General features: G+C 63.1%; 14 protein-coding genes. All 14 read right to left on the reverse strand.

The genetic code is table 11. The features are described 5' to 3' along the window. Positions 1–163: 163 nt before the first annotated feature. Entirely contained in the window at positions 164–760 is a 597-nt protein-coding gene (gene recR / locus B3873_RS18635) for a recombination mediator RecR (protein WP_034332758.1), read from the reverse strand. Then, positions 757–1,059, reverse strand: a complete 303-nt coding sequence (locus B3873_RS18640) for a YciI family protein (RefSeq protein ID WP_034332759.1) — start codon at positions 1,057–1,059, stop codon at positions 757–759. The genes recR and B3873_RS18640 overlap by 4 nt, the downstream gene beginning before the upstream one ends. A 98-nt stretch (positions 1,060–1,157) precedes the next feature. Next, the gene (locus B3873_RS18645; RefSeq protein ID WP_008331542.1) at positions 1,158–1,484 is read right to left on the reverse strand and encodes a YbaB/EbfC family nucleoid-associated protein; all 327 of its coding nucleotides are present in this window, start codon (positions 1,482–1,484) and stop codon (positions 1,158–1,160) included. A gap of 85 nt (positions 1,485–1,569) precedes the next feature. Beyond that, positions 1,570–3,765 carry a DNA polymerase III subunit gamma/tau gene (locus B3873_RS18650; protein ID WP_286868066.1) on the reverse strand — a complete coding sequence of 732 codons (2,196 nt, stop codon included), beginning with the start codon at positions 3,763–3,765 and terminating at the stop codon, positions 1,570–1,572. A 96-nt stretch (positions 3,766–3,861) separates the two neighbouring features. Then, positions 3,862–4,833, reverse strand: coding sequence for a GGDEF domain-containing protein (locus B3873_RS18655; protein ID WP_039784189.1), 972 nt, complete (start codon positions 4,831–4,833; stop codon positions 3,862–3,864). A gap of 195 nt (positions 4,834–5,028) precedes the next feature. Next, positions 5,029–5,448: a ComEA family DNA-binding protein gene (locus tag B3873_RS18660; RefSeq protein WP_286868070.1), complete on the reverse strand. Its 420-nt coding sequence runs from the start codon at positions 5,446–5,448 to the stop codon at positions 5,029–5,031. Between the two features lie 134 nt (positions 5,449–5,582). Continuing rightward, the gene (gene rfaE1, locus B3873_RS18665) at positions 5,583–6,518 is read right to left on the reverse strand and encodes a D-glycero-beta-D-manno-heptose-7-phosphate kinase (RefSeq protein WP_286868072.1); all 936 of its coding nucleotides are present in this window, start codon (positions 6,516–6,518) and stop codon (positions 5,583–5,585) included. Positions 6,519–6,554: 36 nt separating this feature from the next. Next, on the reverse strand, positions 6,555–7,934 hold the full coding sequence (locus B3873_RS18670) for a UDP-glucose dehydrogenase family protein (RefSeq protein ID WP_286868075.1): 1,380 nt from the start codon (positions 7,932–7,934) through the stop codon (positions 6,555–6,557). 36 nt (positions 7,935–7,970) lie between these two features. Continuing rightward, positions 7,971–9,146, reverse strand: coding sequence for a lipopolysaccharide assembly protein LapB (lapB, locus tag B3873_RS18675; protein WP_209534220.1), 1,176 nt, complete (start codon positions 9,144–9,146; stop codon positions 7,971–7,973). A 16-nt stretch (positions 9,147–9,162) separates the two neighbouring features. Continuing rightward, the gene (locus B3873_RS18680) at positions 9,163–9,489 is read right to left on the reverse strand and encodes a LapA family protein (protein ID WP_034332766.1); all 327 of its coding nucleotides are present in this window, start codon (positions 9,487–9,489) and stop codon (positions 9,163–9,165) included. Positions 9,490–9,855: 366 nt separating this feature from the next. Next, positions 9,856–10,161 carry an integration host factor subunit beta gene (locus B3873_RS18685; protein WP_006462119.1) on the reverse strand — a complete coding sequence of 102 codons (306 nt, stop codon included), beginning with the start codon at positions 10,159–10,161 and terminating at the stop codon, positions 9,856–9,858. A gap of 13 nt (positions 10,162–10,174) precedes the next feature. Then, positions 10,175–11,890 (reverse strand): 30S ribosomal protein S1, encoded by a 1,716-nt coding sequence (rpsA, locus tag B3873_RS18690; protein ID WP_075259476.1) that lies wholly within the window; start codon positions 11,888–11,890, stop codon positions 10,175–10,177. 216 nt (positions 11,891–12,106) lie between these two features. Then, the gene (gene cmk, locus B3873_RS18695; protein WP_286868088.1) at positions 12,107–12,775 is read right to left on the reverse strand and encodes a (d)CMP kinase; all 669 of its coding nucleotides are present in this window, start codon (positions 12,773–12,775) and stop codon (positions 12,107–12,109) included. A 58-nt stretch (positions 12,776–12,833) separates the two neighbouring features. Next, positions 12,834–14,158 (reverse strand): 3-phosphoshikimate 1-carboxyvinyltransferase (gene aroA / locus B3873_RS18700; protein ID WP_414651551.1); only part of this gene is annotated, 1,325 nt, incomplete at its 5' end.

Raw genomic sequence — 14,158 nt, forward strand, 5'->3', positions numbered from 1 at the left:
CCTGGCCTGACGTCGTACGTGCACGCCGGCAAGCCCACATTCTATTGCAGCATGCGCGCGATGTCGCGCATTTTGACCTGCATCGGCGACGTCATGCCTGCAAGTTTTTCATCTGAAAACGATCTCGTCCGCGTTTCGTACGGATCTTGCGGTCGCCTCGGGTTCAGGTCGAACGGCGATCCAGCATGGCGCGGGCGATGGTGCCGGCGTCCACGTATTCCAGTTCGCCCCCGACCGGTACGCCGCGCGCCAGGCGGCTCACCTTCAGGCCGCGGGCCTTGAGCGTTTCGCTGATGTAGTGGGCGGTGGCTTCGCCTTCGTTGGTGAAGTTGGTGGCCAGCACCACTTCGCTGACTACGCCATCGGTGGCACGGGTGATGAGTTTTTCGAGATGGATGTCGCGCGGGCCGATGCCGTCCAGCGGCGAGAGCCGGCCCATGAGCACGAAATAGAGGCCTTTGAAGGTCAGGGTCTGCTCGATCATGACCTGGTCCGAGGGCGACTCCACCACGCACAGCTGGGTGTGATCGCGCTGGCTGTCCTGGCAGGTCTCGCAGACGACCTGCTCGGTGAAGGTATTGCACAGGGCGCAGTGACGGATGGTCTCCAGCGCCTTGGTGAGCGACTGGCTCAGGCCGGCGGCGGCGTCGCGGTCGTGCTGCAGCAGGTGGAAAGCCATGCGCTGCGCGGTCTTGGGGCCGATGCCGGGCAGCCGGCGCAGCGATTCGGTCAGGAGGGTGAGACTGGAGGGCGTTTTCAATTGCGGTCTACGGAATAGCGGAAGGCTTCGAGTGCCTCGGCCGTCATGGAGGGGACGAATTCGATGATCTCGTATTCGGCCACGCCGCCGATGAAGAAGGGATCGGATTCCATGATGGCTTCGATCTCGGCACGGTCGGCACAGTCGGCAATGATGATGCCGCCGGTACGCGGCACCTTGCGGCCGGACATCAGGAATACGCCTTCGGCATATTGCTGGTTGAGGAATTTCTTGTGCGCGGTCAGCAAGGAATCGATTTCGCTTGCCGGCTTGGTGTACGTGATCGAGACGATGAACATGGTGCCTCCACTAAGCAATCCTGCATTCCATCAGAATCAGACTGTCCTGCGCGATGCTGCCTGCGCCCGGCGGTCGCAGCCACCGGGCAGGCACAGCATCAGAACGGCATCTTGAAGCCCGGGGGCAGCGGCATGCCGGCGGTCACGCCGGACATCTTTTCCTGGGCGGTGGCTTCGGCCTTGCGTACGGCGTCGTTGAAGGCAGCGGCGACCAGGTCTTCCAGCATGTCCTTGTCGTCCGCCAGCAGCGACGGGTCGATGGAGACGCGCTTGACGTCGTTTTTACAGGTCATCACCACCTTCACCAGGCCGGCGCCGGACTGGCCCTCGACTTCGATGCTGGCCAGCTGTTCCTGGGCCTTCTTCATGTTGTCCTGCATGGCCTGTGCTTGCTTCATCAGACCTGCCAGTTGACCTTTCATCATGCTCATTGCTCCTTGTTTCAATTCACGGAATTCTATCGCGTTTGGCTCGGCGGCCGGCAATCTCGCCAGCAGCGCCGTGCACGTCTCACAACGCCTGGATTGACCCCGGCACGATGGTGGCGCCGAACTCGCGCATCATGCTCATCACGAAGGGATCGCTCTTCATCTTCTGTTCGGCCTTGCGCTGGCGCTCGGCCCGTTCGGCCTCGGCCACCGCGTTGGCGGTATCGGAGACGGCACCGATCTCGGTCTCGACGCGGATTTCCTTGCCGAAACGCTCGGACAGGGCGGCGATCAGTTTTTCGATACTGCCCGAGGAGCGCAAGGTTTCCAGCGGGATACGCAGATGGAAGCACACATTGCCCCCATTGAGCGCTTCACAGCGTACCAGTTCACTCTGAAATGCCATCTGGTGCGCCACGCCGCGCAGCGTGGTGAGGCTGGCAGCCAGCGTCGGCCAGTGGCCATCCCAGCCCAGTTCGGCGGCGATGCGCGCGGTTTCCTGCTGCTGTGCGGGGGTGGCGGCCGGGCGCTGGGGCGCGGGGGGTTCTGCGGAGGCCGGTGCCGCAGGAGCTGGGGCAGCGGCGGGAGCAGCCTGCATGCGTTGCTCCGCGAACTCCGGCATGGGGGCGGACGGCGGCATGGCGGAGGCACCGGTGTCATCTTCCCAAGGCGGGATGGAATCGAACGGCGGCGGTTCCGGCATGTCCGGCGGCATGGCGGAGGCGGCACGGACAGCCTTGGGAGCCGGTGCCGCTGCGGCAGCTGGAGCGGCGGCCGGCGCGCTGGCCATCGGCGCAGCTGCTGCCGGGACCACTGAGGGTGCCGGGGCTGGCGTAGCCGCTGCGGGTCGGGCAGCGCCCTTGCCGCCCTTGCCACCACGCAAGGCCATCAGTGCAGCTTCACGGGCGGATGTCGGGGCTGCGGGGGCTGCGGGGGCTGCAGGTGCCGCAGGCATCGGTGCTGCTGGTGCGGGCGCCGCTGCTGCCATCGGGTTTGGGGCAGGCGCTGACGCCGGTGCGGCCGGCGCAGCAGCGGGTACAGCGGCCGGTTGCGCGCGGCTGACCGGCGCACTGGTCACGGCCGCCTGCGGCGCCAGCAACGGGGCAGCCTGGCGCGGCGTGGCCGGACGAGCACCACCCGGCGCGGGCGCTGCCGGTACCGGACCGCTCGCGCTGGCGCTGACCGGGCGGAAGGCCAGCATGCGCAGGAGCGTCATGCTGAAACCTGCATATTCATCGGGGGCCAGGCCCAGTTCATTGCGGCCGTGGACGGCGATCTGGTAGAACAACTGCACATGTTCCGGACTGAACTGAGCGGACAGGCGCAGGATATCTTCACGATTGGGCAGGTCATCGGCCAGCGCCGCCGGCACTGCCTGTGCCAGTGCAATCTGGTGCAGCAGCGTGCCCAGGTCCTGCAGGGCGGCGTTGTACGACAGGCTGCGGGCGGCCATGTCATCGGCCACACCCAGCAAGGCGGCACCATCCTGCACCGCCAGCGCATCGAGGATGCGAATCAGGTAGGACTGGTCCAGCGCACCCAGCATGCCCTGCACGGCTTCCAGGGTGACCTTGCCGGCGGCGTAGGCGATGGCCTGGTCGGTCAGCGACAGCGCATCGCGCATGGAACCCGAGGCCCCTTGCGCCAGCAGGCGCAGCGCGGGCGGATCGAATTCGATGCCTTCCTGGTTCAGGATGTTGTCGAGGTGGCCGATGATGTGGCCGGGCGGCATCTGCTTGAGGTTGAACTGCAGGCAGCGCGACAGCACGGTCACGGGAATCTTTTGCGGATCGGTGGTGGCCAGGATGAACTTGATGTGCTCCGGCGGCTCTTCCAGCGTCTTCAACATGGCGTTGAAGGCGTGGTTGGTGAGCATGTGCACTTCGTCGATCATGTAGACCTTGAAGCGTGCATTCGACGGTGCATAGATGGCCTGCTCCAGCAGCTGCGCCATCTCGTCCACGCCACGGTTGGAGGCCGCATCCATTTCGATGTAGTCGACGAAGCGGCCGGCATCGATCGCCACACAGGCTTCGCACACGCCGCAGGGTGCAGCGGTGATGCCGCCGGTGCCATCAGGGCCGATGCAGTTGAGCGACTTGGCCAGGATGCGCGAGAGCGTGGTCTTGCCCACGCCGCGGGTCCCGGTGAAGAGATAGGCGTGGTGCAGCCGCTGCTGTTCGAGCGCGTGCGTCAGCGCGCGCACGACGTGTTCCTGGCCGACCAGGGTGTCGAAGCTGCGGGGACGGTATTTACGGGCGAGAACTTGATAGGACATGGAGTGGCTGCTGTGGGCTTTTTGGCTCAGGGGGGCATTTTAAGCTATTTCGCCGCCGCCAACGCCTTTGCCTGCATCCACTGCGCTGCCGTCCCTTCAAGCCGGGGCGCTGCGCGCCTTCTTGCGCTGATACATGGCGTGGTCCGCGCTGCCCATCAGGTCTGACAGATCGGCATGGCTGGCCGCATCGTACTGGGCCACGCCGACGCAGTAATCCAGCTGGTACTCGCGCCCACCGTTCTGGTTGAAGGCCTGTACGGCCTTCTGCAGATGCGACAGGACCACCGGCACATCAGTCTCGGCGGTATTGGTCAGGAACACCGCGAATTCATCCCCGCCCAGGCGGCCGACGACATCGGACTCGCGCAAGGTCGTCAGCAGCAGGCCGGCAAAATCGGCCAGCGCCAGGTCGCCGGCGGCATGGCCGAAGCGATCGTTGATCTGCTTGAAGTGATTGAGGTCGAATCCCAGCATGCAGGCCGGGCGGCCGGTGCGCTTGCTGGTGGCCATGGCATGCCGCGCCAGCGCCTCGAAGCCGCGCCGGTTGGAGACACCGGTCAGGTCGTCGATGGTGGCCAGTTTCACGGCGGCCAGCTCCTGTTCCACCATGGCGGCCAGATCCTTGAGCAGGGCCTGTTCATCCGCATCGAAGGCGCGCGGCTTGAGATCGACCAGGCACAAGGTACCCAGAGTGAAGCCACTTTCACTCTTGATGGGGCAGCCCGCATAGAAACGGATGAAGGGTTCGCCGGTGACCTGTGGATTTTCGGCAAAACGCTCATCCAGCCGGGCATCGGGCACGATGGTCATGCCTTCATGCAGGATGGCATGAGCGCAGAAAGAAATGTCGCGCGAAGTTTCCGAGGCGTCGCCCATGCCCACGCAGGATTTGAACCACTGCCGGTTGACGTCGATCATGGTCACCACCGCCATCGGCACGTCGAACAGTCGCCGCGCCAGGCGGGTCAGCCGGTCGAATCGCTCTTCGCGGGGCGTATCGAGGATGCGCAGCGAATGCAGGGCGTCGATACGGGCGGCTTCATTGGCGGGTAGCTCGGCGATTCTCATGGTCATCAGCGCAGAATGGACGTTGTTGCCGACGTTAACGACAGGCTTCGGACGACTTTAACCCCAAATTTTTGCAGAAACAAGAAATAGTTGTTCACAATTGCATATACCAATATGAATCGTGAGAACCGACTTTCGTTGACGCTTGCACCGCCGGAAACGACAGGCTCCCCAACTCCCTGGCCTGCCTTTGCATCACTTGCCGCCGGCCTTGTCCTGGGCCTTGTCAGCGCTCTTCTCTGCCGGCTTGTCGTCGCTCTTGCCGGACTTGGCCGCGCCCTCCTTGCCCTTGTTCTCAGCGCGTGAGGCTTTGCCTTCCTTGGCGGCCGGTGCAGCGGCTCCCGTCTTGGCCTGGCCGTTGACGGTCAGGCCATTGGCGGACAACTTCACGGCGGCCTTGTCCTTGATGCCCTTGACGCGCTTCTCCAGATCGGCCCAGTCCTTGAAGGCACCGCCCTTCTGGCGCTCTTCCAGGATGCGTTTGGACATCGAGGGGCCGATGCCGCGCACCCCATCCAGGGCGGCCTGGTCGGCCTTGTTGACGTCCACCTCGGCCCAGGCCAGGGCGGTGGCGGCGAAGAAGCTGAGGATGAACAGCAGGGTTTTCTTCAACATGATGTGTCCTTTCGACTTTCAACGTTCGGTTGGAGGAAAAAACAAAGGGCAGTCCACCGGAAGATGGACTGCCCTTGCTCAACGAAAACCGAACCCGCCTGTTGACCGAAATTCCGCTAGAAACAGTCCTCAAATCAGGCCGCCAGCAACTCCTCGCGCGTGACGGTGGCGGTGCCCAGCTTGCCGACCACGATGCCGCCGGCCCGGTTGGCCATGGTCACCGCATCGACCAGCGAGGCCCCTGCACCCAGCATCACGGCCAACGTACCGATGACGGTATCGCCGGCACCGGAGACGTCAAAGACTTCACGCGCCATGGTCGGGAAGTGCGTGACCTCTCCCTCGCGATACAGGCTCATGCCCTCTTCCGAGCGGGTCAGCAGCAGGGCTTCCAGGTTGAGCTCGGCACGCAGCTTCTGGGCGCGCGCGGTGAGGTCTTCCTCGTTCTTCCACTGGCCGACGATGCGCACCAGTTCCGACTTGTTGGGCGTGAGCACGGAGGCCCCGGCATAGCGCGCGAAATCGTCGCCCTTGGGATCGACCAGGATACGCTTGCCGAGCTTGCTGGCCGTCGCGATCATCTCGGCCACGTTGACCAGGCCGCCCTTGGCGTAATCGGAAAAGATGATCACATCGTAATCGGCCACCAGTGAATTGAATTGCGTGAGCTTGTCGCGCAACACCGTATCGGTAGGCGCTTCTTCAAAATCGATGCGCACCAGCTGCTGCTGGCGGCCGATCACGCGCAGCTTGACGATGGTGGAAATGCCAGGATCGCGGTTGAGATGGCTGCGAATGCCCATCTCGCCCAGCATGCTCTCCATCACGCGTGCCGGTTCATCGTCGCCGGTCACGCCCAGCAGCGCCGTCTGCGCACCCAGGCTGGCGGTATTGCGGGCCACGTTGGCGGCACCGCCCAGGCGCTCTTCCTTGCGCTCCACGCGCACCACCGGTACCGGGTCTTCCGGCGAGATGCGATTGACTTCGCCGAACCAGTAGCGGTCCAGCATGACGTCGCCCACGATGAGGATGCGGGCGGAATCCCAGGCTGCCGCGATGTTCTTGTCCACGATCTTGTCCGTCTTCAGGTTCAGGGGCGCGGCAGCTTACTGCGCGCGGGCTTGCAGGGAACGGCCGATGCCGTAGTACTCGATGCCGCTGTCGGCCATCAGCTGCGGATCGAACAGGTTGCGGCCGTCGAAGATCACCGGATGGTTCAGCGCCGCCTTGACGCGTTCCAGATCGGGGCTGCGGAAAGCCTTCCATTCGGTAACGATGGCCAGTGCATCCGCACCCTGCAGGGTATCCATCGGCGAAGCCGCAAAGCGGATCTGCTGCAGACGGTTGGACTCGTCGGCGAAGTCCAGTTCCAGCACGCGTGCAGCTTCCTTCATGGCCACCGGATCATAGACCGCCACGCTGGCACCACGGCGCACCAGTTCGCCGATCAGCACGCGCGAAGAGGCCTCGCGCATGTCGTCGGTATTGGGCTTGAAGGCCAGGCCCCAGATGGCGAAATGCTTGCCGGAGAGGTCTTCGCCGAAGCGCGTCACCACCTTCTTGCCCAGCACGTGTTTCTGCAGGTCGTTGACCTGCTCCACGGCCCGCAGGATCAGCAGCGACTGGTCATAGTCACGCGCGGTGCGTTCCAGCGCCTGCACATCCTTGGGGAAGCAGGAGCCGCCATAGCCGCAGCCGGCGTACAGGAAGCTGTGGCCGATGCGCGGATCGGAGCCGATGCCGTGGCGCACGGATTCGATGTCGGCACCGACGCGATCGGCCAGATTGGCCAGTTCATTCATGAAGGAAATGCGCGTGGCCAGCATGGCGTTGGCCGCGTACTTGGTGAACTCGGCCGAGCGCACGTCCATCCAGTAGGTGCGTTCGTGATTGCGGTTGAAGGGCGCGTAGAGCTTCTTCATGAGGGTCTGCGCGCGCAGGCCTTCGGCGGTCTGGTCATGGCCGATGACGATGCGGTCAGGACGCATGAAGTCTTCGACGGCCGCGCCTTCCTTCAGGAATTCCGGATTGGAGACGACCGAGAAGCTCAGTTCAGTCTTGCCACGCCCGGCCAGCTCCTCCCTGATTGCTGCCGTGACGCGGTCGGCAGTTCCGACCGGCACGGTGGACTTGTCGACCACGACCTTGAAACCTTCCATATGGCGGCCGATGTTGCGGGCCGCCGCCAGCACGTATTGCAGGTCGGCCGAACCATCTTCATCCGGCGGCGTGCCGACGGCGATGAACTGGATGTCACCATGGGCCACGCTGGCCGCCACATCGGTGGAGAAGTGCAGACGACCGGCAGCGCGGTTGCGGGCCACCACTTCTTCCAGGCCAGGTTCGTGGATGGGGATGCCGCCATTGTTGAGGATGTCGACCTTGCGCTGGTCAACGTCCAGGCAGAACACGTCGTTACCCAGTTCGGCCAGGCAGGCCCCGGTCACCAGGCCTACGTAGCCGGTGCCGATGATGGTGATTTTCATGGTAGATCCAGAGTTCAAGTACGGCCCGCGAGGGCCTCAATTCATGACATTCAATTCTTCAGTACGGCGCGGCGGGTAAGTCTCCCACTGGCTGCAGCCCGGGCATTGCCAGTAGAACTGGCGCGCCTTGAAGCCGCAGTGGCTGCACTGATAGCGCGCCAACTTCTGCGTATAGCCGTGCACCAGGGTCTTGACCACGGCCAGCTCGGGGCGCACGGTCTGGGGCGCGCTCATCATGCGCGCTTCCAGGAACTTGTCCAGGCCCAGCAGCGTCGGCGTACGGCGCAGTTCGTCGCTCACCAGCACATTGGCGGCATCGATGCCGTCGGCGTCCAGCACGGCCTTGAAGACCACTTCCAGCAGATCGATCGACGGGGCTTCCGCCAGGTAGGCGCGGAGCAGGTTGATGCCCTCTTTCGGGCGGCCGACGGCGATGTAGCCATCCATCAGGCGCTGCGCCACCAGGGCGGTGTGCGGCACGCTCTGGTGCTCGACCCGCCGCCAGGTTTCCAGCGCGCCTTCGATGTCGCCGCGCGCGCGCAGCGCATCGCCGATCAGCATGGTGGCGCGTACGCTCTTGCGGTCGGCGGCCAGGGCCTTGTCCAGCAGGGCCATGGCAGCATCGGTGTTGGTACGCACCAGTTCATCGGCGGCCAGTTCGCAGTAGAACTGGGCAATCTCGCGCTGGCGGCCACCGGCACCCGTGGCTTGCAGGATTTCGGCGGCGGAGATGGCGCGCTCCCATTCCTTCTCGCGCTGGTAGATCTCCAACAGGGCGCGGCCGGCCTGGGCGCTGTAGGGGGTGTCGATGAGCTTGTTGAAGGTTTCTTCAGCGCGGTCCAGCAAGCCCGCCTTCAGGTAATCCTGACCCAGTTCATAGAGCGCATGGCCCTGGTGCTCGGCCGGCAGGTCGGGACGCGCCAGCAGGTTCTGGTGCACGCGGATGGCGCGCTCGGTCTCGCCGCGGCGGCGGAACAGGTTGCCCAGGGCGAAGTGCAGTTCCACCGTCTCGGGGTCCAGCTTGACGATCTCGATGAAGGCGTCGATGGCCTTGTCGGGCTGCTCGTTCAGGAGGAAGTTGAGCCCCTTGAAGTAGCCGCGCGGCAGGGTGCGCGACTCGGACAGCAACTGGTTGATATCCACCCGCGCGGCAATCCACCCCAGGCCGAAGAAGACCGGGATGCCGAGCAACCACCAAAATTCAAATTCCATAAACAGTGAGGGGCAATTAGAGGATGTGCTGCGCGGTGATCACGCTGTCAGGCTGCGGCGGCTGGGCCTGCACCTGGGCGATCTCTTCCTGCTGCTTCTGGACTTGCGACAGGGCTTTCCTGTAACGCGAGGCTTCGCGGCGGTGGCGCATCACCAGCGGCACCATGGCCAGCACGCCCAGGATCGCGCCGATCACGAAGAAGGCCAGCAGTACCAGTACCAGCGGGTCGGTGCGTTCATAACCGAGGAAGAAATGCATGGTCACTTCCTGGGTATTGCGCAGGGCGAAGAAAAAGAAGAACACGAACAGGATGGCCGCGATCAATCGGGACAGTATTTTCATGGCGTAATCCTTTCTGGCGGGTCGTGGTTAGCCCGGAGGCCCGAAGGCCAAGCTCGCCGGCAAGCGATGCGCAACACCCATGACGATAAAGGCGATGCGCGAGGGCGGTGCCGGTCCGTGGCATTATTGCGCTGGCCGGAAAAATCGCGTCGATTTCGCGCGCATTCCCGGTCAATCCAGGGTAAATCGGGATTGTACGTGAAAAAAAACGGCATCCAAAGATGCCGTTCATTTTGTTGATCTGCCTTTACACCCGTTCACCTCGCGGTGCGCGAGTGTGCAGCTTTCAACCATTGTTACTGCTCGCGGGCGCAGAAAACTTCATCTGCGCACCGCAAGAACTGCCTGGTCACAGGCCCAGCCGGGTCAATCCTCGCGAATTGGCTGGCCGACCATCGCATCGACGCGTTCGCGCAATTCCTTGCCCGGCTTGAAGTGGGGGACCCGTTTTTCAGGGACCATCACCTTGTCGCCGGACTTGGGATTGCGGCCGATACGCGGCGGACGGCGGTTGAGCGCGAAGCTGCCAAAGCCACGGATCTCGATGCGCTGGCCGGTCGCGAGCGCGTCGACCATGGCATCGAGGATGGTTTTGACCGCGTAATCCGCATCCTTGGCAACAAGTTGCGGATAACGCTCAGCCAGACGGGCGATCAGCTCCGACTTTGTCATCGTGACCGAAAGATCAGTTCTTGTTGTCGAGCTTGGCCTTCAGCAGCGCGCCCAGGCTGGTGGTGCCCGAAGCAGCGTTGGAGTCAGCCGACATCTTCTGCATGGCTTCCTGGGTCTCGGCGTTGTCCTTGGCCTTGATCGACAGCTGGATGCTGCGAGCCTTGCGGTCGATGTTGATGACCAGGGCTTCGACGGCGTCGCCAACCTTCAGGTGGGTACCGGCATCTTCCACGCGGTCGCGGGAGATTTCGGAAGCGCGCAGGTAGCCTTCGACTTCGTCGTTCAGCTGGATCACGGCGCCCTTCGGCTCAACCGACTTGACGGTACCGTTGACGATCGCACCCTTGTCGTTCAGGGCGGCGAAGTTGTTGAACGGGTCGCCTTCCAGTTGCTTCACGCCCAGGGAGACGCGCTCGCGTTCCACGTCGATGGCCAGCACAACGGCTTCCAGCTCGTCGCCCTTCTTGAACTTGCGCACGGCTTCTTCGCCAGCTTCGGTCCAGGACAGGTCGGACAAGTGCACCAGGCCGTCGATGTTGCCCGGCAGGCCGATGAACACGCCGAAGTCGGTGATCGACTTGATCGAACCCTTGACCTTGTCGCCCTTCTTGTGGCTCATGGCGAAGTCGTCCCACGGGTTCGGCTTGCACTGCTTCATGCCCAGGGAGATACGACGACGCTCTTCGTCGATTTCCAGAACCATGACTTCGACTTCGTCGCCCAGCTGGACAACCTTGTTCGGGGCCACGTTCTTGTTGGTCCAGTCCATTTCGGAGACGTGCACCAGACCTTCGATGCCTTGTTCCACTTCCACGAATGCACCGTAGTCGGTCAGGTTGGTGACCTTGCCGAACAGGCGGGTGCCTTGCGGGTAGCGACGCGACAGGCCGGTCCACGGATCGTCGCCCAGTTGCTTGACGCCCAGGGAGACGCGGTTCTTCTCTTGATCGTACTTGAGGACCTTGGCGGTGATCTCTTGGCCAACCGACAGCACTTCCGACGGGTGACGCACGCGACGCCATGCCAGGTCGGTGATGTGCAGCAGGCCGTCGATGCCACCCAGGTCAACGAACGCACCGTAGTCGGTGATGTTCTTGACGATACCGGTGACGACGGTGCCTTCCTTCAGGGTTTCCATCAGCTTGGCGCGCTCTTCGCCCATCGAGGCTTCGATCACGGCACGGCGCGACAGAACGACGTTGTTGCGCTTGCGGTCCAGCTTGATGACCTTGAATTCCAGGGTCTTGCCTTCGAACGGGGTGGTGTCCTTGACCGGACGGGTGTCGACCAGCGAACCCGGCAGGAAGGCACGGATGCCGTTGGTCAGAACGGTCAGGCCGCCCTTGACCTTGCCATTGACGGTACCGGTGACGATCTCGCCGGACTCCATCGCCTTTTCCAGCGAGAGCCACGATGCCAGACGCTTGGCCTTGTCGCGCGACAGGATGGTGTCGCCGAAACCGTTTTCCAGGGATTCGATCGCAACGGAGATGAAGTCGCCGACGTTGACTTCGACTTCGCCGTTGTCGTTCTTGAATTCTTCAACAGGGATGAACGCTTCGGACTTCAGGCCGGCGTTGACGATCACGAAGTTGTGATCCAGGCGCACGACTTCTGCCGAGATGACTTCACCCGAACGCATGTCCTGACGCGACAGCGATTCTTCGAACAGAGCAGCAAATTCGCTGGAGGTATCAACACCTGCAGCGATAACGGTAGTGGTAGACATAAAAGAAAGTAAGAAAGATTGGCCGGTATCCGTGTGATGCAATCAGGCTGACTTGCACTGCCGTCTTCGTTGCCGCCGACGACATGGGTACTGGGTTAGGTTTATCAACACCCGTCAGACTTTGCATCTGCCGGGCACCAATGGCACTACGGGTACAACAAGGACTTGCCCATGATGGGTACTGAACGGGCCGTTTCAAGCGGATTGCAACGGATTTCAGTGCCCCAGGGCAGCGTACCAGCTGAGTACCTGCTGCACCGCTTCGTCAGCGGTCATGTCGGATGTATCCAGGTGATATGCACCCTCCGCAGCCTTCAAGGGGGCCGACGAGCGATTCATGTCGCGTTCGTCGCGTTCCTTCAAATCTCTGGAGAGGTCTTCGATATTAGCAGAAAAACCCTTGTCAATCAATTGCTTATAGCGTCTTGTGGCGCGCGCTTCCACACTGGCGGTCAAAAACACCTTCAGACGGGCACCGGGGAAGATGACGGTGCCCATGTCGCGGCCGTCGGCCACCAGGCCGGGAGGTTTCCTGAATGACAACTGCAGGCCGTACAAGGCCTGGCGCACGGTGATCAGGGCCGCGATCTTGGAGGCGGTATTGCCGACCTCTTCGGCGCGGATGGCGTGGGTCACGTCTTCATTGGCCAGGAAGATGTGGCCGCCATCGAAATGACAGTGCAAGTGCTCGGCCGCCTTGGCCAGGGCGTGTTCGTCATCCAGGGCTACGCCGCGGCGCAGCACGGACAGCGCCGTCAGGCGGTACAGCGCGCCCGAATCCAGGTAATGGAAACCCAGTTGCCGCGCCACCTTCTGCGCCACGGTGCCCTTGCCGGAGGCGGTCGGGCCATCGATGGTGATGACCGGTATCTTTGCTTTTTCCATGGCCTGAACCCTTTATCTGTGAATAATTTAGTGCTTTTACTTTCAGAGACAGGGTGTATCAGATCAAGGTTTGCTCGGCAATCTTTTTGAAGACGTCGAAATAGTCGGGGAAGGTCTTGGCCACGCACTTGGGGTCGTTGATGCGGATACGGTTGCCGCGCCGCAATGCACCATCCAGCGCCGCCAGCGAGAAGCACATGGCCATGCGATGGTCGTCATAGGTATCGATGGCGGCCGTACCGATCTCGGCCGGGGGGATCACCGTGAGGTAATCAGCGCCCTCTTCCACCTGCGCACCCAGCTTGCGCAGCTCGGTCGCCATGGCCGAGAGGCGATCGGTTTCCTTGACGCGCCAGCTGGCGATGTTGCGCAGGGTGCTGGGGCCGTCGGCGTAGAGCGCCGCCACGGCGATGGTCATCGCTGCATCCGGAATGTGGTTGAAGTCGGCATCGATGGCCTTGAGCGGGCCATTGGAGGAGGCCTCGATCCAGTTCTCGCCCATGGTGATGGTCGCGCCCATCTGCTCCAGCGCTTCGACGAAGCGCACGTCGCCCTGGATGCTGTCGCGGCCTACGCCCTCGACCCGGATCGGGCCGCCGGTGATGGCACCGGCCGCCAGGAAGTAGGAGGCCGAGGACGCATCACCCTCGACGTGGATGCTGCCGGGGCTGCGGTAATGCTGGCCCGGCTTGACGGTGAACTGTTGCCAGCCGTCACGCTCGACCTCGACGCCGAAGCGGCGCATCAGGTTCAGGGTGATCTCGATGTAGGGCTTGGAGATGAGTTCACCGACCACCTCGATCTGCATGGCCTCCTCACGCGCCATCAGGGGCGCGGCCATCAGCAAGGCCGTCAGGAACTGGCTGGAGACGTTGCCGCGCACCTTCATGCGCGCCGATGTCAGCTGGCCACGGCGGATATGCAACGGCGGGTAGCCAGGATTGCCGGTGTACTCGATGCGCATGCCAACCGCATTCAAGGCATCCACCAGGTCGCCAATCGGCCGCTCGTGCATGCGCGGCACGCCATGCAGCGTGTAGTCGCCGCCCAGCACGGCCAGGGCCGCGGTCAGCGGACGGATGGCGGTGCCGGCATTGCCCATGAAGAGATCAGCCTGGTGCACCGGCAACACGCCGTTGACGCCATGGACGATGTAATCCTGGGTGCCTTCGATCTGCTCCCACTTCACGCCCAAGGTCTGCAGGGCCATGAGCATGACCAGCGTATCGTCGGAAGCCAGCAGGTCGAAGATGCGGGTGGTGCCGCCCGAGAGCGCCGCCAGCAGCAGGATGCGGTTGGAAATGCTCTTGGAGCCCGGCAGCTTGACCGTGCCTTGCACGTGCGGGACCGGGTTCAGGTCGATATGGCGGGGGGGGGGAGGCT

The sequence above is a fragment of the Herbaspirillum sp. UBA812 genome (genome assembly GCF_002296545.1).
In the GTDB taxonomy this organism is placed as follows: domain Bacteria; phylum Pseudomonadota; class Gammaproteobacteria; order Burkholderiales; family Burkholderiaceae_D; genus Herbaspirillum; species Herbaspirillum huttiense.